Origin of the sequence: Kitasatospora sp. NPDC091207 (assembly GCF_044768625.1) — a bacterium.
Taxonomy (GTDB): Bacteria; Actinomycetota; Actinomycetes; order Streptomycetales; family Streptomycetaceae; genus Kitasatospora.
In genome coordinates, this window is the sequence record NZ_JBIVVS010000011.1 from 207,453 (window position 1) to 232,628 (window position 25,176).

General features: G+C 75.4%; 3 protein-coding genes and 1 pseudogene. All 4 read right to left on the minus strand.

The features are described from left to right. Positions 1-38: 38 nt before the first annotated feature. Positions 39-5,099: pseudogene (locus tag ACIQTO_RS20365) on the minus strand (type I polyketide synthase); the annotation flags it as partial. Between the two features lie 206 nt (positions 5,100-5,305). Further along, the gene (locus ACIQTO_RS20370; RefSeq protein WP_402389681.1) at positions 5,306-15,529 is read right to left on the minus strand and encodes a type I polyketide synthase; all 10,224 of its coding nucleotides are present in this window, start codon (positions 15,527-15,529) and stop codon (positions 5,306-5,308) included. 45 nt (positions 15,530-15,574) lie between these two features. Further along, positions 15,575-23,365 (minus strand): SDR family NAD(P)-dependent oxidoreductase, encoded by a 7,791-nt coding sequence (locus ACIQTO_RS20375; RefSeq protein ID WP_402389683.1) that lies wholly within the window; start codon positions 23,363-23,365, stop codon positions 15,575-15,577. 500 nt (positions 23,366-23,865) lie between these two features. After that, positions 23,866-24,639 carry a BTAD domain-containing putative transcriptional regulator gene (locus tag ACIQTO_RS20380; RefSeq protein WP_402389686.1) on the minus strand — a complete coding sequence of 258 codons (774 nt, stop codon included), beginning with the start codon at positions 24,637-24,639 and terminating at the stop codon, positions 23,866-23,868. Positions 24,640-25,176: the final 537 nt, after the last annotated feature.

Here is a 25,176-nt window from a genome sequence, read left to right on the forward strand (position 1 = left end):
AAAGCCGGTGCGGGTGTCGACCTGGTTCTGCCGGGCCCTCAGCGGGCGCGGAGCTGGTTGAGTACGTCGAAGAGTTCGTCGTCGCTCGCCGAGGTGAGGTCGGTGAGGTCGGTGGAGTCGGTCGGGCCGTCGCCGCCCCGGCCGTCGTCGTCCCAGCGGGAGAGGAGGTCCTTCAGCCGGTGCGTGATCGCGGTCCGGGCCCGGTCGTCGTCGGAGAAGGGCGTCAGGAATGCCTCCAGCCGGTCGAGTTCCGCGAGCGCCGGGCCCATCGCCGTGGTCTCCCCGGTGCCGAACTCGGCACAGAGGTGGTCGGCCAGGGCGGCGGCGGTGGGGTGGTCGAAGATCAGGGTGCTGGGCAGTTGGAGGCCGGTGGCGTCCTGCAGCCGTTCCTGGAGTTCGAGGTTGGCGAGCGAGTCGAAGCCCAGGTCGACGAAGCCCTGCTCCGGGTCGATGTCCTCGGCCGCGGACTCGACCAGCACGACCGCCGCGTGGGTGCGGACCAGGTCGAGCAGGGCCCGCCGGCGGGCGGGCTCCGGCAGCGCCCGGAGGTGCTGCGCGAAGCCGCTCACCGGGTCCGCGTCCGGGGTGGTCGGCGGGCCGGCCGGCACCGCCACCGGAGTCGGAGCGGTGACCAACTCCCTGAGCAGCGCCGGTGTCTGACCCTGATCGGCCCGATCCCGCAGGACCTCGGGGTCGAGGCGAACCGGGACGAGCACCGACTCAGTGATCATCATACGGGCGGCATCGAAGAGATCAAGGGCTTCCGCCGTGGAAAGCGCGCGGACTCCGTCCCGGCCCAACCGGGCTGTGGAAACGGTGTCCAGACGGTCCGTCAGATCACTGCGCTCGGCCCACAGCCCCCAGGCCAGGGACAGGGCGGGCAGGCCCTCGCCGCGCCGCCGCTGTGCGAGGGCGTCGAGAAAGGCGTTGGCGGCGGCGTAGTTGGCCTGTCCGGCGGTGCCGAAGGTGCCCGAGGCGGAGGAGAACAGGACGAAGGCGTCGAGACCGGCGTGTCGGGTGAGGTCGTGCAGGTGCCAGGCCGCGTCCACCTTCGGCCGCAGCACGGCGGCGAGCCGTTCGGGCGTGAGGGCGGTCAGCAGGCCGTCGTCGACCACGCCGGCCGCGTGGACGACCGCCTTCAGCGGATGGGCCGCGGGTACCGAGCGCAGCAGGCCGGCCAGGGCCTCCCGGTCGGCGACGTCGCAGGCGGCGAGGGTGACCTCCGCGCCCAGCGCGGTGAGTTCCGCCACGAGCTCGGTCGCGCCCGGTGCGCGGTCCCCCCGGCGGCCGGTCAGCAGCAGGTGCCGGGCGCCGCGTTCGACCAGGTGCCGTGCGAGCAGGCGGCCGAGGGTGCCCGTTCCGCCGGTGATCAGGACGGTGCCGTCCGGGTCGAACGACGGGTCGCCGTCGTCGGCGCGGTCGACCCGGGTCAGTCTGGGTGCCAGCAAGGTGTTCTGACGCAGTGCGAGCTCGGGTTCGTCCGGGCCGAGCGCCAGGGCCGGAGCGGTTTCGGACGGTGCCGCGCCGTCCAGGTCGAGCAGTCCGAAGCGCTTCGGGTGTTCGGTCTGCGCCGACCGGAGCAGCCCCCGGACGGCGGCCGCGGCGAGGTCGGGTGCGGGGTCGTCCGGGCCGGTGACCTGGGCGCCGCGCGTCAGCACGACCAGGCGGGCGGCGCCGAAGCGGGGTTCGGCCAGCCAGGACCGGACGAGCCGCAGGGCCTCGGCGGTGGCGGCGTGGACGGCGGCCGGCCCGTCGCCGGCGGCCGGCGGCAGGGGCGCGAACACCACGTCCGGCACCGGCCCGTCGGCGGCGGCCAGGGCGGCCAGGGCGGCGAGGTCGGGATGGTGCGGGTGGGGGCCGGCCAGGAGGCCGGGGCCGACCACCGCCGTCCGCACGGTGGCGGTGGCCGGCGCCACCGGGACGGGCACCCAGCGGACCCGCCACAGCGGCGCCGGGCCGGCCGCGTCGTCCCGCAGCGGCCGGGACCGCAGGCTCGCGACCGAGGCCACCGGGACGCCGGCCGCGTCGGCGGCCTCGAAGGCCACCGCGTCGGGGCCGGCCGGGGCGAGCCGCACCCGCAGGGCCGCGGCGCCGGCCGGCCGCACCGAGACGCCGTGCCACGCGAACGGGACCGGCACCCGCCCCGACGTCTGCGGCGAGCCGACCGCGTACGCCTGGAGGGCGGCGTCCAGCAGCGCCGGGTGGAGGCCGTACCGGGCGGCCTCGCTCCGGTCCGCCTCCGGCAGGGCGACCTCGGCGAACACCTCGTCACCGCGCCGCCAGAGCGCGCGCAGCCCGCGGAAGGCGGGGCCGTAGTCGACGCCGAGGGCGGCCAGCCGGCGGTAGCACCCGTCGAGGGCGACCGGCTCGGCGCCGGGCGGCGGCCAGGCCACCAGGTCGGACGCCGCCACGCGGACCTCCGGAGCCAGCACGGCGGTGGCGTGCCGGGCCCAGGGGGCGTCCTCGGGGGAGGCGGCGCGCGAGGACAGCTCCACCGCGCGGCGTCCGGACCCGTCCGGGGCGCCGACGGCCAGCCGGATCCGGACCCCGGCCTCCGCGGCGGCCCCGGGCGCGGGCAGCTCCAGCGGGGTGAGCAGGGTCAGCTCGGCGATGTGCGCGCAGCCCGTCCGGGCGCCCGCCCGGCGGACCAGCTCGACGACGGCGGTGCCGGCCAGCAGCACCCGTCCCCGGACGGTGTGGTCGGCCAGCCACGGCAGCTCGCGCGGCGAGAGCCGGCCGGTGAACAGCAGCCCGTCGCCGTCCGGCAGTTCGACGACGCCCCGGAGCAGCGGGTGGTCCGCCGGGGCCAGTCCGGCGGCCTGTACGTCGGGGTCGGCCGGCCCGTCCTCCAGCCAGTGGCGCCGGCGCTGGAAGGCGTACGTCGGCAGGTCGACCGGGTCGAGCCCGGCGTCGGGGAACACCGCCGACCAGTCGGCGGGCCCGCCCCGGACATGCAGGGCGGCCAGGCCGGTGAGCGACGCGTCCGCGCCGTCGACCACCTGGACGGCCGGGCCGGCGATCCGCGCGGTCAGCCCGGCCAGCTCGGTGTCGAGCACCAGGAACCGGGTGTGGCCGCGGCCCAGCAGCTCCGGTACGGACTCGTCCGGTGCGGTGGTGAGCACGGGGATCCGGGTACCCGTCGGATCGGGGTGCCCGCCGGAGAGCGCCGCGCGTGCCCCGTCCAGGAGTGACAGCGCACCCGTGACACAGGCTCCCGCGACCAGGCCGTCGCCCGCCGCGACCAGGGCGGCCGGGCGGACCCCGTACCCCTCCCAGAGCCCGGCGAGGGCGACCAGCACCGCCCAGCGCACCGCCCGGCCGACCTCGGCCCGCGCCGGGTCGGGGGCGCCGGGGGCGCCGCGCAGCACGTCCGTCGCGGTCCAGCCGGCCGTCTCGGCCAGCGCCGCGTCGCACGCGGCGAGCCGGGCGGCGAACAACGGCGACGCGTCCAGCAGCCGGACGGCATGGTCGAGCCGGTCCGCCGGCCGGTCGGGCAGGACGAGGACCACCCGGTCGTCCCCGCCGGCGACGCCCTCGACGAGTCCGGGCCGCGCCTCGCCGGCCGCCAGGGCCGCCAGGCCCGCCCGAAGCCGCGCCAGGTCCGTGCCGAGCAGCACGGCCCGGTGCTCGAACACTGTCCGGGTGCGGGCCAGTGCCGCGCCGACCGAGACCGCGGACCGCCCGGGGTGCTCGTCGAGGTGGGCCAGCAGCCGTCCGGCCTGCGCGCGCAGCGCGGCCGCCGTCCGGCCGGAGAGCACCCACGGCACGGTCGCCGCGCCGGCCGGGGCCTCCTCGGGCGCCTGCGCGGGAACCTCGGCAGCGGCCTCCTCCAGGACGAGGTGCGCGTTGGTGCCGCTCACCCCGAAGGACGACACCCCGGCCCGGCGCGGCCGCCCGGTCGTCGGCCACGCGCGCCGCTCGGTGAGCAGTTCGACCGCACCGGCCGTCCAGTCCACGTGCGGGTTGGGCTCGTCCAGGTGCAGGGTGCGGGGCAGCACGCCGTGCCGCATCGCCATCACCATCTTGATCACGCCGGCCACGCCCGCCGCCGCCTGGGCGTGGCCGATGTTGGACTTCACCGAGCCGAGGTACAGCGGCCGCCCGTCGGCCCGGTCCTGCCCGTAGGTGGCCAGCAGCGCCTGTGCCTCGATCGGATCGCCTAGCGTCGTCCCGGTGCCGTGCGCCTCCACCGCGTCGACCTCGCGGGCCGACAGCCCGGCGTGCTCCAGCGCCTGCCGGATCACCCGCTGCTGGGCCGGACCGCTCGGCGCGGTCAGTCCGCTGCTGGCGCCGTCCTGGTTGACCGCGCTGCCGCGGATCACCGCGAGCACCCGGCGCCCGTTGCGCCGCGCGTCGGAGAGCCGCTCCAGCAGCAGCAGGCCGACCCCTTCGCCCAGCCCCGTTCCGTCGGCCCCGGCCGCGAACGCCTTGCACCGCGCGTCGCCGGCCAGTCCGCGCTGGCGGCTGAACTCGACCAGCGCCATCGGCGAGGCCATCACCGTCACCCCGCCGGCCAGCGCCAACGAGCACTCGCCGGTCCGGAGCGACTGCGCTGCCTGGTGCAGCGCGACCAGCGAGGACGAGCACGCCGTGTCCAGGGTGACGGCCGGTCCCTCCAGGCCCAGGGTGTAGGCGACCCGGCCGGACGCGACACTGCCGGTGCTGCCGTTGCCGACGTACCCCTCGAACTCGCCCGGCACCCGGCGCAGCCGCGAGGCGTAGTCCTGGTAGATCACCCCGGCGAACACACCGGTCCGCGACCCGCGCACCGACGACGGGTCGATGCCGGCCCGCTCGAAGGCCTCCCAGGCGGTCTCCAGCAGCAGCCGCTGCTGCGGGTCGGTGGCCAGCGCCTCCCGGGTGCTCATGCCGAAGAACGCCGGGTCGAAGTCGGCCGCCTCGTGCAGGAACCCGCCCTCACGGACGTACACCGAGCCGTGGCGCGCCGGGTCGGGGTCGTGCAGGCCCTCGTCCCAGCCCCGGTCGGCCGGGAACGGCGAGATCGCGTCGCGCTCCTCGGCGACCAGACGCCAGAGGTCCTCGGGGGAGCTGACCCCACCGGGGTAGCGGCACGCCATGCCGATGACGGCGATCGGCTCGCGGGCCCCCTCCTCGGCCTCCTGAAGCCGCCGGCGCGTCCTGCGCAGGTCGACGGTCAGCCGCTTGATGGTGTCGAGGACCTTCTCGTCGCTCGTCATCGCGCTGTGCGCCTCTCACTTCTTCGAAGGGTCTGGGTCACGAAGGGTCCGGGCCGAGGAAGGGTCCGGGCCGCGATGGGTCCGGCAACGGCCCGGGGCAGGCGGACTCACGGGTTCTGCAGTTCGCCGTCGGCGATGTCGAGCAGCTCGTCGAGGGTCGCGTCCCCGAACTCGTCCCCGAACTCGTCGCCGAACTCGTCCTCGGTCCCGCCGGGTGCGCCGGGGCCGTTCGGCCCGGTCGCGTCCAGCCGCGCCGCCAGCGCGCGCAGCCGGGCGGCGAGCCGCTCGCGCGTCGGGTCCCCGGCGGCCAGGTCGCGCAGGCCGGCCTCCAGGGCGTCCAGGTCGACGGGGGCCCCGGTGGTGCCGGCCGGCGGGGCGGCGGGCCGCTCCTGGCGCTCCAGCAGTTCCCCGAGGTGGCCGGCGACGGCGGCCGGGGTCGGGTGGTCGAAGACCAGCGTGGCCGGCAGCCGCAGCCCGGTGGCCGCGTTCAGCCGGTTGCGCAGTTCGACCCCGCGCAGCGAGTCGAAACCCGACTCCAGGAAGCCCCGCCCCGCGGTGACCGCCTCCGGTGAGGCGTGGCCGAGCACCGTGGCCGCCTGGGACCGGACCAGCTCGACCAGCGCGTGCGAGCGTTCGGCGGCGGTCAGGCCGGCCAGCGACAGCCCGGCGCCCGTCCCGGCCGGCTCCTCGGCCCGGGCGGCGCGCCGGGGCGCCGCCCCGAGCAGCGCCCGCAGCAGCGGTGGCCGCTGCGCCGGGTCGCCCGCGCGCAGCGCGGCGAGGTCCAGCCGGACCGGCAGCGTCACCGGGCGGTCCTGGGCGAGCGCGGCGTCGAACAGCGCCAGGCCCTCGGCCGTGGACATCGGCAGGACGCCCGAGCGCCGCATCCGGCGCCGGTCCGCCTCGCTCAGCGCGCCGGTCATCGCGCTCTCGGCGGACCACAGCCCCCACGCCATCGACACCCCGGGCAGCCCCAGCGCGCGGCGGTGCGTGGCCAGGCCGTCCAGATAGGCGTTGGCGGCGGCGTAGTTGGCCTGCCCGGCACTGCCCAGCACCCCGCCCGCCGCCGAGAACAGCACGAACAGCGCGGGCTTGGCGTCCAGGGTCAGCTCGTGCAGGTGCCAGGCCGCGTCCGCCTTCGGGCGCAGTACCGCCCTGACCCGCTCCGGCGTGAGCGAGGCGAGCGTGCCGTCGTCCAGCACCCCGGCCGCGTGCACCACACCGGTCAGCGGGTGCTGCGCCGGGACGGCGGCGAGCACCTCGGCCAGCGCGCTCCGGTCGGCGGCGTCGCACCGCGCGACGGTCACCTCGGCGCCGAGCGCGGACAGCCGCTCGACGAGCTCCTCCGCCCCCTCGGCCCGCCGGCCCTGCCGGCTGACCAGCAACAGGTGCCGGATGCCGTGCTTCTCGACCAGGTGCCGGGCGACCAGCGCGCCCAGTGTCCCGGTGCCGCCGGTGATCAGCACCGTGCCCTCGGGGTCCGTCGCGGGGGCGGCGGCGCCGTCGTCCGGGCGCAGCCGCGCCAGGCGGGGCACCAGCACCCGGCCGGCCCGGACGGCGTACTGCGGCTCGGCGCCGTCCAGCAGCGCCGGCAGCACCTCGGTGACGTCCGCGCCCGGACCGTTCGGGGCCGCGTCGAGGTCCACCAGGACGAACCGGTCGGGGTGCTCGGCCTGCGCGGAGCGCACGGCGCCCCAGACGGCCGTCGCGGCCGGATCGGGCGCACCGGCCGGATCGGCCGGGCGGGCCGGATCCGTGGTGTCGACGGCGCCGTGGGTCACCAGGACCAGCCGGGAGGCGGCGAACCGGTCGTCGGCGGCCCAGGCCTGCAGCAGGGCGATCACCCGCTCCACCGCGTGCCCGGCGGCGTCCGCGGACCGGCGGTCACCGCCAGGCCGCGGCGTCCAGGGGACCACGACGGCCTCGGGTACCGGCGCACCGGCGGTGAAGGCGTCGGTGAGGGCCGCGAGATCGGGGTAGCCGGGCGACTCGTGCGGGTCCGCGCCGAGTACGGCGTGGCGGACGGTGCGCGCGACGGGCCGGTCGGCCGACTCGGTCCAGGCCAGTCGGAAGAGGCTGTCGGCGGCGGTGCGGTCGGCGGCGGCGCCGAGCTGCGCCGGGGAGACCCGGCGCACGGCGAGCGACTCGACGGTGGCCACCGGCAGACCGGTCGGGTCGGCCACCGACAGCGCCATGCCGTCCGGCCCGGTGGGCGTCAGCCGGACCCGCAGCGCGGTGGCGCCGGTGGCGTGCAGGGCGACACCCGCCCAGGAGAACGGCAGCCGTACCTGCTCGGCACCGTCGAGCAGGGTGGTGTGCAGGGCCGCGTCCAGCAGTGCGGGGTGGATCCCGAACCGGTCGGCGTCGGCGAACTGGTCCTCCGGCAGGGCGACTTCGGCGTACACCTCCGTGCCGAGCCGCCAGGCGGCGCGCAGGCCCTGGAACGCCGGCCCGTACCCGAGGCCGTCCTCGGCGAGCCGCTGGTAGAGGCCGTCGAGCCCGACCGGCACGGCCCCGGCCGGCGGCCAGGCGGAGCCGGTCGCCCACCCGCCGGCCGGCGCGGCCGGGACGGCCGTCCCGACCGCGTGGCACGTCCAGATGGCGGCGTCCCCGGTGGTGTCGGCGTCGTCGGGGGTGGAGTGGACGGTGAGCGGGCGGCGCCCGACGTCGTCCGGCGCGCCGATCCGGACCTGGACCCGGACGGCCCGCTGCTCGGGCAGGAGCAGCGGCGCCTGGAGGGTCAACTCCTCCAGGTGGTGGCAGCCGACCCGGTGTCCGGCCTGGAGGGCGAGCTCGACGAGCGCGGTGCCGGGGGCGAGGACGGTGCCCCAGACGGCGTGGTCGGCCAGCCAGGGATGGGTGCTGACGGAGAGCCGGCCCGTCAGGATCAGGCCCTCGTCGTCGGGCAGCGCGACGGCCGCGGCGAGCAGCGGGTGCCCGGCGGAGTCGAGCCCGGAGCCGCCCGGGTCGGCGCTCGCGGGCGCGGTGAGCCAGAAGCGCTCGCGCTGGAAGGGGTAGGTGGGGAGGTCGGGGTGGTGGCCGGGGTGGACGAGCGGGGTCCAGTCGACGGTGGTGCCGTGGGTGTGGAGGTGGGCGGCGGAGGTGAGCAGCCGGGTCCAGCCGCCTTCGTTGCGGCGGAGGGTGCCGGTGACGACCGCCCGGTGGTCGGTGGTGTCGAGGGTGTCCTCGATGGCGGGGGTGAGGACGGGGTGGGGGCTGGTCTCGACGAACGTGGTGTGGCCGGTGGCGGCGAGGGCGCGGACGGCCTGTTCGAAGAGGACGGGTTGGCGCAGGTTGGTGTACCAGTAGTGGGCGTCGAGGGTGGTGGTGTCGGTGATCTCGCCGGTGACGGCCGACAGGAACGGGACACTGCCCGGTCCCGGCGCGATGCCGGCCAGCTCGGTGCGGAGTTGGCCGCGCAGGGCCTCGACGTGCGGGGAGTGGGAGGCGTAGTCGACGTCGATGCGACGTGCCCGGATGCCCTGCCCCTCGCAGTGGGTGAGGAGTTCGTCGAGGGCGTCGCGGTCGCCGGCGACGACGGTGGTGGCGGGGCCGTTCTGGGCCGCGACGGTGAGGCGCCCGTCCCAGTGGGTGAGCAACTCGGCGGCCTCGGCGTGCGCCAGGGGGAGGGAGGCCATGCCGCCGTGGCCGCTGATGGCCAGGATGGCCTTGGCGCGGAGGGCGACGATGCGGGCGGCGTCGTCGAGGGTGAGGGCGCCGGCGATGTGGGCGGCGGCGATTTCGCCCTGGGAGTGGCCGAGGACGGCGTCGGGCTGGACGCCGAGGGACTGCCAGAGGCGGGCCAGCGACACCATGACGGCGAACAGCGCGGGCTGGACGACGTCCACGCGGGTGAGGTCGTGGTGGCCGCGCAGGGCGTCGGTGAGGTTCCAGTCGGTGTGCGGGGCGAGTGCGGCTTCGCACTGGGCGATCGATTCGGCGAACACCTGCGAGGTGTCGAGGAGTTCGGCGCCCATGCCGATCCATTGGGAGCCCTGGCCGGGGAAGACGAAGACGGTGCGGTCGGGGTGTTGGGTGCCGGCGGTGGGTGTGTGCTCGTCGGCGAGGGTGGTGAGGTGGGTGAGGAGTTCGGCGGGGGTGCGGCCGAGGGCGACGGCGCGGTGGTCGAGTGCGGCGCGTCCGGCGAGGAGGGTGTGTCCGGTGGCGCGCAGGTCGGTGTCGGGATGGGTCCGGAGGTGCTCGGCGAGCTGGGCGGCCTGGGCACGCAGGGCCTCGGGTTCGCGGGCGGAGAGTACCCAGGGGATCACGGGGGACGGGGAGTCGGTGGTGTCCGTCTCCTGGGCCGGCTCGGCCGGCGGGGCCTCCTCCAGGATGACGTGCGCGTTCGTCCCGCTGATGCCGAACGCCGACACACCCGCACGGCGCGGGCGCCCGTCCGCGTGCGGCCATTCCCGTGCCTCGGTGAGCAGTTCGACCGCGCCGGCGGTCCAGTCGACGTGGGTGGTGGGCTCGTCGACGTGCAGGGTGGCGGGCAGCACGCCGTGCCGCATCGCCAGCACCATCTTGATCACGCCGGCGACCCCGGCCGCGGCCTGGGTGTGGCCGATGTTGGACTTCACCGAGCCGAGCCAGAGCGGCTGTTCGGTGTCCCGCTGCTGTCCGTAGGTGGCCAGCAGGGCCTGGGCCTCGATCGGGTCGCCCAGTCGGGTGCCGGTGCCGTGCGCCTCCACCGCGTCGACGTCCGCCGGCGAGAGCCGGGCGTCGGCCAGCGCCGCACGGATCACCCGTTGCTGGGAGGGGCCGTTCGGTGCGGCCAGCCCGTTGGAGGCGCCGTCCTGGTTGACCGCGCTGCCGCGGACCACGGCGAGCACCCGGTGCCCGTGGCGACGCGCCTCCGACAGCCGCTCCAGCAGCACCACGCCGACGCCCTCGGCGAGACCGAAGCCGTCCGCGTCCTCGGAGAACGCCTTGCAGCGGCCGCTCGCGGACAGGGCGCCCATCCGGCTGAATCCGATGAAGGAGTCCGGAGTCGGCATCACCACCGCACCGCCCGCGACGGCCATCGTGCACTCGCCGTTGCGCAGCGACTGCGCCGCCAGGTGCAGGGCGACCAGCGAGGACGAGCACGCCGTGTCCACGGTGATCGCCGGGCCCTCCAGCCCGAACGCGTAGGACAGCCGGCCCGAGATGACGCTGGTGACGCTGCCGGTGATGACGTAGTCCCCGATGGCGGCCGGGGCGTCGGCGGACCGCACGCCGTACCCGTGTTGCATGGCACCCACGAAGGCGCCGGTCCGGCTGCCGCGCAGGGAGGCCAGATCGATGCCGGCCCGCTCGAAGGCCTCCCAGGAGGTCTCCAGCAGCAGCCGCTGCTGCGGGTCCATGGCGAGCGCCTCGCGCGGGCTGATGCCGAAGAACGCGGCGTCGAACGCGTCCACGTCCCGGACGAAGCCGCCCTGCTCGTCGGCGACCGGGGCCAGGTCCCAGCCGCGATCGGTGGGCAGGCCGGAGATCACGTCGCCGTCGGCGGCGAGCAGCTGCCAGAGCTCCTCGGGGGTCGAGACTCCGCCCGGGAACCGGCAGGCCATGCCGACGATCGCGATCGCCTCGGTGTCCGCCTCGGTGTCCGCCTCGGCGCCCGGGTCGTCGGCCGGCCGGGTCGTCCCGGCCGGGACGACCACCTCGGGTGCGCCCAGCTCCAGGATCTCTCGGCGCAGCTCGGCGACCAGCGCGGCCGGGGTCGGGTGGTCGAAGATCAGGGTGGCCGGGAGCCGGAGCCCGGTGGCCGCGTTCAGCCGGTTGCGCAGCTCGACCGCCGTCAGCGACTCGAACCCCAGCTCCTTGAAGGCCCGTTCGGGGCGGATGGCGTCCGGCGTGCTGCGCCCCAGCACCGCGACGGCGTGTTTGACGACCAGGTCGGCGAGGGTGCGGTGCTGCTCCGCCTCCGACAACCGGCCCAGCGAGAGCCGCAGTTCGGACTCCGCGGCCGTGGGGGCCGCCGCCGATTCGACCGATTCCGCCAACACCGCCCGCACCTCGGGGAGTTCGCCGAGCAGCGGGCTCGGCCGCATCGCGGTGAAGAGCGGGACGAACCGGTCCCAGTCGATGTCGGCGATCGCGACGAAGGTGTCGTCGTGGTCCAGCGCCTGCTGGAGGGCGGCGATCGCCAACTCGGCGCGCATCAGCGGAAGTCCCTGTTCGCGGACCCGCCGGCGGGTCCGTTCGACGTCCTGGTCGCCGAGGTTCTTCCAGGTGTTGACGGCGTCCTCCCAGACGCCCCAGGCGACCGAGAGCATCGGCAGGCCCACGGCGCGGCCCTGCTCCGCCAGCGCGTCCAGGGCGGCGTTGGCGGCGGCGTAGGCGGCGTGGTCCCCACTGCCCCAGAACCCGGCGATGGACGAGAACAGAACGAAGGCGTCCAGCGCCTGCGGGTCGAGCAGGTCGACCAGGTGCCGGGCGCCGTCCACCTTGGCGGCCAGCACCTGGTCGAGGCTCTCCAGCGTGGTGTCGACCACGGACGTCAGCTCGATGAACGCGGCCGTGTGCAGGACCGCCCGCACGGTGTGGCCGTCCGCCCGCAGCCGGTCGAGCAGGCCGGCCACCGCGTCACGGTCGGCCACGTCGCACGCGGCCAGGGTGACGGCGACACCCCGTGCGGTCAGTTCGGCGGCCAGGTCCGTCGCTCCCGGCGCGTCCGGGCCCGAACGGCTGGCCAGTACGAGGTGTTCGGCGCCGTTGTCGGCCAGCCAGCGGGCCAGCCGGGGACCGAGGCTCCCGGTGCCGCCGGTGACCAGGACGGTGCCGCGCGGGCGCCAGCCACGGCTCGGCCGGGCCTCACCGGCGGTGGCGTGCACCATCCGCCGGGCGAACAGCCCGGCCGCCCGCACCGCCACCTGGTCCTCCCCGGAGGACCCGGCCACCACCCGCAGCAGCCGCCCGAGCGACCGCTCGTCCGGCTGTCCGGGCAGGTCGACCAGACCGCCCCAGACGTGCGGCAGCTCCAGTGCGACGACCCGGCCGAGGCCCCACAGCTGGGCCTGGACCTGATCGGCCGGCGCGTCGGACGGACCGGTGTGCACGGCGCCGCGGGTGGCGCACCACAGCGGCGCCCGGACGCCGAGGCCGGCCAACTCCTGGACCAGCGCGAGCGTCAGCGCCACGCCGGTGGTCGCGGCGCGCCGCCCGGGGTGGCGGCGCGCGTCCAGCGCGAGGAACGACAGCACGCCCGCGAGGTCGCCCGGCTCGCCGCTGTCGATCGCTTCGCGCAGTCGGGCGGCCAGAGCGTCGCCGTCGGCGTCCGCCTCCAGCAGCACGGTCCGCGCGCCCCGCGCGGCCAGTCCACGGGTGGCCTCGGCCGCCCAGGCGTCGTCGGCGTGGCCCGCGGGGACGACCAGCAGCCAGGTGCCGGAGAGCGCGGCCGACGCGAGGTCCGCCACCGGCCTCCAGGCGATCCGGTACCGCCAGTCGTCCACGGCCGAGCGGTCGCGGCTCTGCCGGTGCCAGGAGGAGAGCGCCGGCAGCAGGGCGCTCAGCGACCGTCGCTGCTCCTCGCCCTCGACCCGGAGCGTCGCGGCCACGGCGGCGATGTCCTGCTCCTCGACGGCCTCCCAGAACCCCGAGTCCGCCGCGGAGTTCGCCGCCGGGCTCGAATCGGCGGGGGCGGCGTCCTGGATCCACAGGTGCTGGTGCCGGAAGGGGTAGGTGGGGAGGTCGGGGTGGTGGCCGGGGTGGACGAGCGGGGTCCAGTCGACGGTGGTGCCGTGGGTGTGGAGGTGGGCGGCGGAGGTGAGCAGTCGGGTCCAGTGGCCTTCGTCGCGGCGGAGGGTGCCGGTGATGATCGCGGTTGTCTCGTCGAGCGTCGCTTCGATGGCGGGGGTGAGGACGGGGTGGGGGCTGGTCTCGACGAAGACGCCGTACCCGGTGGTGGCGAGTTGGGTGACGGCTTGTTGGAAGAGGACGGGCCGGCGCAGGTTGGTGTACCAGTAGTGGGCGTCGAGGGTGGTGGTGTCGGTGATCTCGGCGGTGACGGCCGACAGGAAGGGGATGGTGCTCGGCCCGGGCTTGATGTCGGCGAGGTCGGTGAGGAGTTGGTCGCGGAGGGCCTCGACCTGGGGGGAGTGGGAGGCGTAGTCGACGGGGATGGTGCGGGCGCGTGCGCCGCCTGCGGTGGCCTGGTCGACAACGGCGTGGACGGCGGCGACGGTGCCGGCGATGACGGTGTGCATCGGTCCGTTGATCGCGGCGATGCTGACCTCACCCCGGTGCGGCGTCAGGAGGGTTTCGACCTCGGAGGCGGGGAGGGCGATGCTGGCCATGGTGCCGTGTCCGCTGAGGGCGAGGATGGCGCGGCTGCGGAGGGCGACGATGCGGGCGGCGTCCTCCAGGGTGAGGGCGCCGGCGATGTGGGCGGCGGCGATCTCGCCCTGGGAGTGGCCGAGGACGGCGTCGGGGCGGACACCGAGGGATTCCCAGAGGCGGGCCAGGGACACCATGACGGCGAACAGCGCGGGCTGGACGACGTCCACGCGGGTGAGGTCGTGGTGGCCGCGCAGGGCGTCGGTGAGGTTCCAGTCGGTGTGGGGGGCGAGGGCTTGGGCGCAGGCTTCGATGTGGGTGCGGAACACGTCGGAGGTGTCGAGGAGTTCGGCGCCCATGCCGATCCATTGGGAGCCTTGTCCGGGGAAGACGAAGACGGTGCGGCCGGGGTGTTGGGTGGCGCCGGTGGGTGTGTGCTCGTCGGCGAGGGCGGTGAGGTGGGTGAGGAGTTCGGCGGGGGTGCGGCCGAGGGCGACGGCGCGGTGGTCGAGTGCGGCGCGTCCGGTGAGGAGGGTGTGTGCGGTGGCGCGCAGGTCGGTGTCGGGGTGGGTCCGGAGGTGCTCGGCGAGCTGGGCGGCCTGGGCACGCAGGGCCTCGGGTTCGCGGGCGGAGAGTACCCAGGGGATCACGGGGGAGGGCGAGTCGGCGGTGACGGCCTCGTCCCCGGCCGGCGGGGCCTCCTCCAGGATGACGTGCGCGTTGGTCCCGCTGATGCCGAACGAGGAGACGGCGGCGCGTCGGGTGCGCTCGCCGGCCGGCCATTCCCGTGCCTCGGTGAGGAGTTCGACCGCGCCGGCGGTCCAGTCGACGTGGGTGGTCGGTTCGTCGATGTGCAGCGTGCGGGGCAGCACGCCGTGCCGCATCGCCATCACCATCTTGATCACGCCGGCGACCCCGGCGGCCGCCTGGGTGTGGCCGATGTTGGACTTCAACGAGCCCAGCCAGAGCGGCTGTTCGGTGTCCCGCTGCTGTCCGTAGGTGGCCAGCAGGGCCTGGGCCTCGATCGGGTCGCCCAGCCGGGTGCCGGTGCCGTGCGCCTCCACCGCGTCGACGTCCGCCGCCGAGAGCCGGGCGTTCTTCAACGCCTCGCGGATCGCCCGCTGCTGAGCGGGGCCGTTCGGCGCGGAGAAGCCGCTGCTGCTGCCGTCCTGATTGATCGCCGAGCCGCGGACCACGGCCAGCACCCGGTGGCCGTTCCGACGTGCCTCCGACAGCCGCTCCACCAGCAGGACGCCGACGCCCTCCGCCCAGCCGGTGCCGTCCGCCGAGGCGGCGAACGCCCGGCAGCGCCCGTCGGGGGACAGCGCGCGCTGGCGGCTGAACTCGACGAACCCACCCGGACCGGTCATCACGGTGACCCCGCCGACGAGCGCCATCGCGCACTCGCCGTTGCGCAGCGCCTGCGCCGCCAGGTGCAGGGCCACCAGCGAGGACGAGCACGCCGTGTCCACGGTGACGGCCGGGCCCTCCAGGCCGAGGGCGTAGGCCACCCGGCCCGACACCACACTGCCCAGGCTGCCCGTCATCAGGTAGCCCTCAAGGTCCTCGGGCGTCTCGCGCAGCCGGGCGGCGTAGTCCTGGTGCATGACGCCGGCGAACACGCCGGTCCTGCTGCCGCGGACCGACGAGGGGGCGATGCCGGCCCGTTCGAAGGCCTCCCAGGAGGTCTCCAGCAGCAGCCGCTGCTGCGGGTGCATGGCCAGCGCCTCGCGCCGGCCGATCCCGAAGAAGTCGGGGTCGAACAGCGCGGCGTCGTGCAGGAAGCCGCCGGTCCGGGTGTAGGTCTTGCCGACCGCTTCCGGATCCGGGTCGTACAGCGACTCCACGTCCCAGCCGCGGTCCTCCGGGAAGCCGGAGATCGCGTCGCCGCCCGTCGCGACCAACTGCCAGAGGTCGTCGGGTGACTTGACGCCCCCGGGGTAGCGGCAGGCCATGCCGACGATGGCGATCGGCTCGGAGGAGGCGGCGGTCAGCGTGCGGTTCTGCTGCCGCAGGAGCTCGGCCTCCTTGAGGGAGGCCCGCAGCGCCTTGACGACTTCTTCACTGGATGCGGTCATCGCGAACTCCGAAACTCCGTGCCATTGGGACGTGGTGAGTGGTGATCAGCTGTCACGGAGGGCAACCCGGACGAGGTCGTCCAGGTCCATCGTGTCGAGCGAGCTGCTCTGTTCCTCCTCCTCGACCACGGGCGCGGACCGGTCCGCGGCCTCGGCGAGTCGGAGCAGCGTCCGGACCAGCCCGGCCTCCTGGAGGCGGACCATCGGGATCGCCGCCAGGGCCCGGCGGAACTCGCCCTCGTCGACCTCGGCGGGATCCGGGGCCTTCCCGGCCGCTTCCTCGGCCGGGAAGGCCCCGGCCTCCAGATGGCGGGCGACGGCGGCCGGGGTCGGGTGGTCGAAGATCAGCGTGGCGGGCAGCCGGCCGCCGGTCTCCGTGCCGAGCCGGTTGCGCAGTTCGACCGCCGTGAGCGAGTCGAGGCCGAGATCGAGGAAGCCGCGGTCGGGTTCGACCCGGTCCGGCGAGGCATGGCCCAGGACGGCGGCCACGTGGGCGCGGACCAGGTCGAGCACGGCGCGGCCGCGCTCGTCCGGGGCCAGCTCGGCGAACCGCTGCCGGAACGTCACCGCGCCGGGTGCGGCGGTCCGGCGGCGCGCGGCGGGGCGGATCAGGCTCCGCAGCAGCGGCGCGAGGTCGGACTGGGCCCGGAGCGCGGTGGTGTCCAGGCGGGCGGGCACGAGTACCGCGCGGTCCGTCGCGAGGGCGGCGTCGAAGAGCGCCAGCCCCTGGGTGGACGGCATGGCCGCGAGGCCGGTGCGGCTCAACCGCCGGAGGTCGGCTTCGGCCAGGTGCCGGGTCATCCCGCCGGCCTCCGCCCAGAGGCCCCAGGCCAGCGAGTGCGCGGGCAGTCCCGCCGCCCGGCGCCGCTCGGCGAGGGCGTCGAGGAAGGCGTTGGCCGCCGAGTAGCTCGCCTGCCCCGCCTGGCCCAGCACCCCGGCTGCCGAGGAGAACATCACGAAGGCCCGCAGGTCGCTCCCGCGGGTCAGCTCGTGCAGGTGCCACGCCGCGTCGGTCTTCGGCCGCATGACGGCCGCCACACGGTCGGGGGTCAGCGCGGTGAGCACGCCGTCGTCCAGCACGCCGGCGGTGTGCACCACGCCGACCAGAGGCTGTTCGGCGGGTACCTGCGCCAGGACGGCGGCGAGCGCCTCCCGGTCGGCGGCATCGCAGGAGGCGATCGTCACGTCGGCACCCGCCGCGGTGAGGTCGGCACGGAGTTCGGCCGCGCCGTCCGCGGCGAGCCCGTGCCGGCTGAGCAGCAGCAGGTGCCGCACGCCGTGCCGGGCGACCAGATGGCGCGCGAGCAGGCTGCCGAGCAGGCCGGTGCCGCCGGTCACCAGCACCGTACCGTCGGGGCCGAACGGCCCGAACGGCCCGAACGGCGCGGCGGGCGCGGCGGGTGTGGTGGGTGTGGTGGGTGCGGCCGACACCAGCCGGGCGGCGGACACCCGCCCGGCGCGGACCGCCAGCTGCGGCTCCGGCGCGGCGAGCGCCCGGACCAGCGCCGGGTAGGAGTCGGGGTGGTCGTCGAGGTCCGCCAGCACGAGGCGGCCGGGGTTCTCGGACTGGGCGGACCGGACCAGACCCCGGAGCGGCGCGTGCACCAGGTCCGTGACGTCCTCCGCGGGGTCCACGGCCACCGCGCCCCGGGTGAGCAGCACCAGCCGGGAGCCGGCGAGCCGCTCCTCGGCCAGCCAGCCCTGGACGAGGTCCAGCGCGCGGGCCGTCGCGGCGTGGACGGCCTCGGGCGTCGCCTCGGGGCCGGGCAGGAAGGGCGCCACGACCGTCCCCGGCACCGTGGCCCCGGCACGGACCACGGCGAGCAGCTCGGCCGGCCCGGCGGTCCCGGCGGACCAGGGGTCCACTGCGGTCCCGGGGTGTCCGGCGTGCTCACTGCCGAGGAGGAGCGGCGGCGCCCCGCCGTCGGCAACCGGCGAGGTCGGCACGGGCACCCAGTCCACCTGGTACAGCGAGTCGCGGTGGCTCCCGGCGGTGGCGCTGAACTGCTCCGGCGTGACGGGCCGCAGGGTGAGCGAGCCGACCGAGACGACCGGGTTCCCGGTGTCATCGGTCGCGGTGAGCGCGACGGTGTCCGGCCCGGTCCGCGTGAGCCGGACCCGTAGCGCGGTGGGCGGGTCGGCGTGGACGTGGACGGTGACATCGGACCAGGAGAACGGCAGGCGGACGCCGTCCCCTCCCTGGAGCAGGCAGGCGTGCAGGGCGGCGTCGAGCAGGGCGGGGTGCAGGCCGAAGCCGTCGTTGTGCCGCTCCGGCGGGAGCACGACCTCGGCGAGCAGGTCGTCGCCCTGCTGCCCGAGGGTCCGCAGGCCCTGGAACGCCGGACCGTAGTCGAAGCCGACATCGGCCAGCCGGCCGTAGAGCGCGTCGTCCGGGTCGAGTGCCGCCGTCCGCAGGTCCCACGTGTTCGCCGGCACCGCCGGGCCCGTCACTGCCAGGACGCCGGTCGCGTGGCGGGTCCACGGGGCATCGGGGTCGTCCGGGGTGTCGGGGGCGGAGTGGATGGTGACCGGGCGGCGGCCGGTGTCGTCGTCAGGTCCGCCGACGCGGACCTGGAGGCGGACGGCGTCGTCGGCCGGGAGCAGCAGCGGCGCCTGGAGGGTGAGTTCGTCGAGGTGTTCGCACCCGAGTCGGCGGCCGGCGTGGAGGGCGAGTTCGACGAGGGCGGTGCCGGGGAGGAGGGGGGTGTCCCAGATGGCGTGGTCGGTGAGCCAGGGGTGGTCGGCGAGGCCGATTCGGCCGGTGAGGACGAGTTCGTCGCTGTCGGCGAGCGGGAGGGCGGCGCTGAGCAGGGGGTGGTCGGCGGTGGTGAGGCCGGTGGAGCGGAGGTCTCCGGTGGGGGCGGTGGTGTCGAGCCAGAAGCGTTCGCGTTGGAAGGGGTAGGTGGGGAGGTCGACGTGGGAGCCCGGGCCGGTGGGGAGGAGGGGGGTCCAGTCGACGGTGGTGCCGGTGGTGTGGGCCTCGGCGAGGGAGGTGAGGAGTCGGCGGGTGCCGCCCTCGTCGCGGCGCAGGGTCCCGGTGGTGCGGGCCGGGTGGCCGGCGGCCTCGGTGGTGTCCTGAATCGCTGCGGTGAGGACAGGATGCGGACTGGTTTCGATGAAGGTGGTGTGGCCGGTGGTGGCGAGTTGGGTGACGGCTTGTTGGAAGAGGACGGGTTGGCGGAGGTTGGTGTACCAGTAGTGGGCGTCGAGGGTGGTGGTGTCGGTGATCTCGGCGGTGACGGCCGACAGGAAGGGGATGGTGGCGGCCGTGGGCTTGATGTCGGCGAGGTCGGTGAGGAGTTGGTCGCGGAGGGCCTCGACCTGGGGGGAGTGGGAGGCGTAGTCGACGGGGATGGTGCGGGCGCGGTGACCGTCGGTCTTGGCCTGGTCGACGACGGCGTGGACGGCGGTGACGGTGCCGGCGATGACGGTGTGGCCGGGGCCGTTGATCGCGGCGATGCTCACCTCACCGGCGTGCGGGGCGAGGAGGGTTTCGACCTCGGAGGCGGGCAGCGGGATGCTCGCCATGGTGCCGTGTCCGCTGAGGGCGAGGATCGCCCGGCTGCGGAGGGCGACGATGCGGGCGGCGTCGTCGAGGGTGAGGGCGCCGGCGATGTGGGCGGCGGCGATTTCGCCCTGGGAGTGGCCGAGGACGGCGTCGGGCTGGACGCCGAGGGACTGCCAGAGGCGGGCCAGGGACACCATGACGGCGAACAGCGCGGGCTGGACGACGTCCACGCGGGTGAGGTCGTGGTGGCCGCGCAGGGCGTCGGTGAGGTTCCAGTCGGTGTGCGGGGCGAGTGCGGTTTCGCACTGGGCGATCGATTCGGCGAACACCTGTGAGGTGTCGAGGAGTTCGGCGCCCATGCCGATCCATTGGGAGCCTTGTCCGGGGAAGACGAAGACGGTGCGGCCGCCGGTGGTGGTGCCGTGGACGACGCCTGGCGCGGTGGTGTCCTCGGCGAGTGCGGTGAGCCCGTTCAGGAGCTGTTCGCGGCTGTCGCCGATGACGACCGCGCGCTGTTCGAACACCGACCGTTTACGGGCCAAGGCCTTGGCGATGTCGGCCGGTTCCCATTCGGGGTGGGTGCGGATGGCCGCGTGTAGCTGTGCGGCCTGGGCGCGCAGGGCGTCGGGGGTGCGGGCGGAGAGTGTCCAGGGGAGCGCGCCGCCCGTTGTCTCGGGGTCGGTTGTCGGTTCGGTCTCGTGGGCGGGTGCCTGTTCGAGGATGATGTGGGCGTTCGTGCCGCTGACGCCGAAGGAGGAGACGGCGGCGCGTCGGGGCCTGCCGGTGGCGGGCCATTCCTGTGCTTGGGTGAGGAGTTCGACCGCGCCGGTGGTCCAGTCGACGTGGGTGGTGGGTTCGTCGATGTGGAGGGTGCGGGGCAGGATGCCGTGCCGCATGGCGAGCACCATTTTGATCACGCCGCCGACTCCGGCGGCGGCCTGGGTGTGGCCGATGTTGGATTTCAAGGAGCCGAGCCAGAGGGGTCGTTCGGCGGGGTGTGCCTGGCCGTAGGTGGCCAGTAGGGCCTGGGCCTCGATCGGGTCGCCCAGCTTGGTGCCGGTGCCGTGTGCCTCCACCGCGTCGATCAGGTCCGGTGAGAGCCGGGCGTCGGCCAGCGCCGCCCGGATCACCCGCTGCTGGGCCGGTCCGCTCGGCGCGGACAGCCCGTTGGAGGCACCGTCCTGGTTGACGGCCGAGCCACGGACCACGGCGAGCACCCGATGCCCGTGGCGTCGCGCGTCCGAGAGCCGCTCCAGCACCAGGACGCCGGCACCCTCACCCCACGCGGTGCCGTCGGCGGCGGCCGCGAAGGCCTTGCAGCGTCCGTCCGGGGCCAGGCCGCGCTGACGGCTGAACTCGACGAACATGCCCGGCGAGGCCATCACGGCCGCGCCGCCCGCGACGGCCATCGTGCACTCGCCGTCGCGCAGCGCCCGGACGGCCAGGTGCAGGGCGACCAGCGAGGACGAGCACGCCGTGTCGACGGTGATCGCCGGTCCCTCCAGCCCGAATACGTAGGACAGCCGGCCGGAGAGGACGCTCACGGTCGTGCCGGTCAGGACGTGGCCCTCGACACCGGCGCCCGCCTCGTGCATGCGGGCGCCGTAGTCCTGGCTCATCGCACCGACGTAGACGCCGGTGCGTGAGCCGCGCACCGAGGACGGGTCGATGCCGGCCCGCTCGAAGGCCTCCCACGCCGTCTCCAGCAGCAGCCGCTGCTGCGGGTCCATCGCCAGCGCCTCGCGGGGACTGATGCCGAAGAACGCGGCGTCGAAGCGGTCCGCGTCGTGCAGGAAGCCGCCCTCGCGGGCGTAGCTGTGCCCGCTGCGTCCCGGGTCGGGGTCGTACAGCGAGGACACGTCCCAGCCGCGGTTGCCGGGGAACGGCGAGACGGCGTCCCGCTCGTCGGCGACCAGCTGCCACAGGTCCTCCGGGTTGCCGACCTCGCCGGGGAACCGGCACGCCATCGCGACGATCGCGATCGGCTCCGCCTCGACCGACGCCGAGTCCGCCCCCACACCGGCCCCCGCTTCGGCCTCCGCCTCCGCCGGTGCGGAGCCCGCCCCGCCGCCCGGCCCCGCGAGCAGGTACCGGCGGAGGGCCTCGGGTGTCGGATGGTCGAAGAGCAGCGTGAGTGGCAGCCGCAGGCCGGTCGCCGCCATCAGGCGGTTGCGCAGCTCGACCGCCGTGGCCGAGTCGAAGCCGAGGTCCCGGAACGACCGGTCCGCGCCGGCCTCGGCCGCCGCCCCGGGGCCGCCCAGTGCCGTGAGCTCCGCGTGGAGCAGCTCCCGGATCCACCGGTGCCGTTCGGCGTCCGAGCGCCCGTCGGCCGGCCGCGCGGCGTGGAACGGGTACGTCGGCAGCGGGACCAGGCGCGCGTCCGCGCCGGTGAGGACGGTGGCCCAGTCCACGGCGGTACCCCGGACGTGCAGCTGCGCGAGGGAGGTCAGGAACCGGTCCGGCCCGCCCTGGTCACGGCTGAGGGTGCCGGTGACGGCGGTGTGCTCCGTCAGGCCGGCGTCGTCCAGCGTCTCCTGGAGACCCCCGAGCAGGCCGGGGTGGGGGGCCACCTCCAGGAAGGTCCGGTGGCCGTCGGACAGCAGCGCGCGGGTGGCCTCCTCGAAGCGGATCTCGCCGGTGATGTTCCGGATCCAGTACGCGCCGTCCAGCGCGGCCGTGTCCAGCAGCCCACCGGTGGCCGAGGAGTAGAACGGGACGGCCGACGTGCGCGGCCGGATGTGCGCGAGGCCGGCGAGCAGCCGGTCGCGGTCCAGGCGCAGGCCGGGGGAGTGCGCGGCGAGCCCGTTGCTCAGCTTCCGTGCCCGGACGCCCTCGGCGGCCAGCTCGGCGAGCAGCTCGTCGACGGCGTCCCGGTCACCGGAGAACAGCGCGGACCGCGGGCCGTTGGTGCCGGCGATATCGAGCCGGCCCTGCCACCGGGCCAGCCGTGGCGCCAGCTGCTCGCGGGGCAGCAGGGCCGAGGCCAGGTCGCCCTCGCCGGCCGCGTCGGCCTGCGCCCGGCTCCACCGCGCCACCACCTCGGCGGCCTCGTCCAGGCCGAGTGCCCCGGCCACGTGGGCGGCCGCGATCTCGCCGAGGCTGGCGCCCACCACGGCGGCGGGCTCCACGCCGCAGGCACGCCAGAGGGCCGCGAGAGCGACCATGACGGCGAACAGGACGGGCTGGACGACGTCGACCGGGACCAGGGCGGGAGCGCCCGGCGCTCCGCGCAGGACATCGGTCACGGACCAGGGGACGTGCGGTTCGAGCGCGTCGGCGCAGGCTTGCAGGTGCTCCCGGAACACCTCGGAGGACTCCAGCAGGGCGAGTGCCATGCCGGGCCACTGGGTGCCCTGGCCGGGGAAGACGAAGACCGCGCCCGTTCCGGTGCCCGCGGTGCCGCGGACCAGCAGCGGACCGAACCCGTCCTCGGCGAGGGCGCGCAGGCCCTGCAGGGCGTGCTCGCGGCTGTCGGCGACCAGCACGGCACGGTGCTCGAAGGAGGTCCGGGTGGTGGCCAGGGAGAGGCCCGCGTCGGTGAGCCGGAGTCCGGGGTCGGACCCGAACCGCTCCTGGAGCAGCCGGGCCTGGGCCCGCAGGCCGGCGGCGCTGCGGGCGGAGAGGACCAGCGGCGTGAACGTGGTGGCCAGGGGGTGCGGGGCGGCGGGAGGGGAGCCGGCGGGTCGGGCGGCGGTCGCGGGGCCGGCGGCGTCGACCGGTCGTGCCCCGACGAGGGCGAGCAGACCGGTGCCGTCCGTACGGTCCGTGCCCGCGGTGCCGTCCTCCCCGGAGTCGGCCGCGGGGTGCCGGCCGCCGAGCAGGCCGTGGATCCGCCCCCCGTCGCGGCGTGCCGCCGGCAGCGGTCGGAGCACCGCGAGCACCGTGCCGGTGTCACCGGCGAGCGCGAGGTCGCACTCCCCGCGGCGCAGGCTCGCCGCGGCCAGGGCGACGGCGTCCCGCGCGGTGGACGCCGACGGTTCGAGGGTGACCCGCGGGCCGTGGAGGTCCAGGACGGCGGCGAGGTGCTCCGCGGCACCGGGTCGGGAGGACGCGGTGAGGAAGACGCCCGTCCGGCCCGCGCCCAGCGAGGCGGGGACGATCCCGGCGTCCTCCAGGGCGGTCCAGCCGAGTTCCGGCACGGCCCAGTCGGCGGGGCCGAGCCCGGCCGCCCGCCCGGCGGGAACGTCGAAGAACGCGGCGCCGCCGTCCGGCCCGTCGTGGCCCCGGTCGTCGTCACGGTGTTCGGGCGCCGGGCAGGACAGTCCGACGACGGCGACCGTGTCGTCCTCACAACTCGTCTGGGGCACGGCGAACTCGGCTTCCCTCATCGTCTCGACTTCCCACCCGGTCGGCCGGTGCGGCCGATGGGGTCTGGTCCGCGACCGCCGTGACTGCGGTGGTTCGCGGCCCGGTTTCCTTCGATCGTGCTCGCTCGGGCCCGGCGGGACGGTCCCGGCCCGCCCGCTGTTGATCTTCATGCCTGTCGTCAGCACCTTGCCAGGGCCGTCTTGGCTGTGACTTGGAGCCGACTCGGAGACGACTTGAACCGGCCTCGGAGGGAGGATCCGAGCTGCGGGGATTCGATGGCGAACGGTCTGTCGGCGGCGTCGCCGGATACCCAACAAGCAATGAGCATGACAATGCCAAGGGTAGGCAAAAGGCCGGGCGGCCGACGGGCGCGAGGGCCCGCCGGTCGCCCGGCCTCTTCTCGGGGAGCCGCCTGACGGAGGCCCGGTGACGGGTGGTCAGCGGTGAGATCTCAGCGACAGGTGCTCAGTGAGGGAGCTCGGTGACAGGTGGTCAGTGACATGTGCTCAGGGCCGGGCGCTCAGGCGCAGCCGGCGATCGGGTCGCCGCGCAGGATCGTGCCGAACAGCTCCTGCAGCTCGTTGCCCGGGTCGACGCCGTACTCCTCCGCCAGGGTTCGGCGGGTGCGGTGGTACGCGTCGATCGCGTCGGCGCGCCGGCCCGACCGGTACAGGGCCTTCATCAGCAGCCAGCTGAACCGCTCGCGGGTCGGGAACCGGGTGGCGAGCGCGGGCAGTTCGGCGGCGAGCGCGGAGAAGTCGCACTCCTCGGCCAGTGTGGCGTCCCACAGGCTCTCCAGGGCCAGCAGCCGTAGCTCCTCGAACCGCGAGGCCGTCTGCGCGCCGAGCGCGTAGTCGCTCACCTCCGGGTAGGCGGGGCCGCGCCACAGTGCCAGCCCGTCCTCCAGGGTCCGGCGTGCCGTCCGGTGCGTCCCGGCCTGGAGGTGCCGCCGGCCCTCGTGCAGCGTCCGCTCGAAGCGGACGGCGTCGATGCACTCGGCGTCCACCGCCAGGACGTAGCCGCTCGCTTCGCGCCGCAGGACGGTGTTCCGGCTCCGGGGTGGCCGGTTCGGCTCCAACAGCCGCCGGAGGTTGGACACATAGCTGTGCAGATTCGCCATGACGTCGTTCGGCGGGTTCCGCGGCCAGACGGCCTCGGTGAGTTGTTCCACCGTCACGGGCTGGCCGGGTGTCAGCAGAAGGGCGGACAATACCGCCCGCTGCCGGGCCGACCCGGGATTCACGGGGATTCCTCCGGCCTGGACTGCCAATGGGCCAAGAACCCTGAAATTCATTGCGTGACCCTCCACCACAAGTCACCCCCGTACCGAAGAAACATCATCGACCGCGCGAAGAAACACTCCGGTTCCGGGAATGGCCCCAGGAGTCGAACAGGTTCTCGCACGGTTGACGACAGAGTACTTCCAAATCCTCCTGAAGAAAGGTCTGGATCGGTGGCGTCCGACTTGGTATGGCGTGCTGACGCACGATCAGGTCAAGGTTTCGGAACTCCCTTTGCGGGTATTGCGGTTGACCCTCCGAATCGACCCCGCCCGACCTGGGGGCTCTTGGCCCGGACCGTCCCGGTCCGACCGTTCGGGCCGGGCGGCAGGCCGTCGACCTGGCGTGATCTCACCCCCCGAAAGACGGGGGACGATTGAAATCTGCACATCGACCGGCCGGGGCTCCCGGGTTCGGCCGCGCGCCGCGCCGGACCGCGATCCGGTGCGGCGGCGGCGGGATCCGGGGAGTCGCACCGCGCCCGGATAGCCGTCCGGACCCGGAATCGGCCGAATTCCCTCGCCGGGACGCGGCCCGCCGCCGGGCGGGCC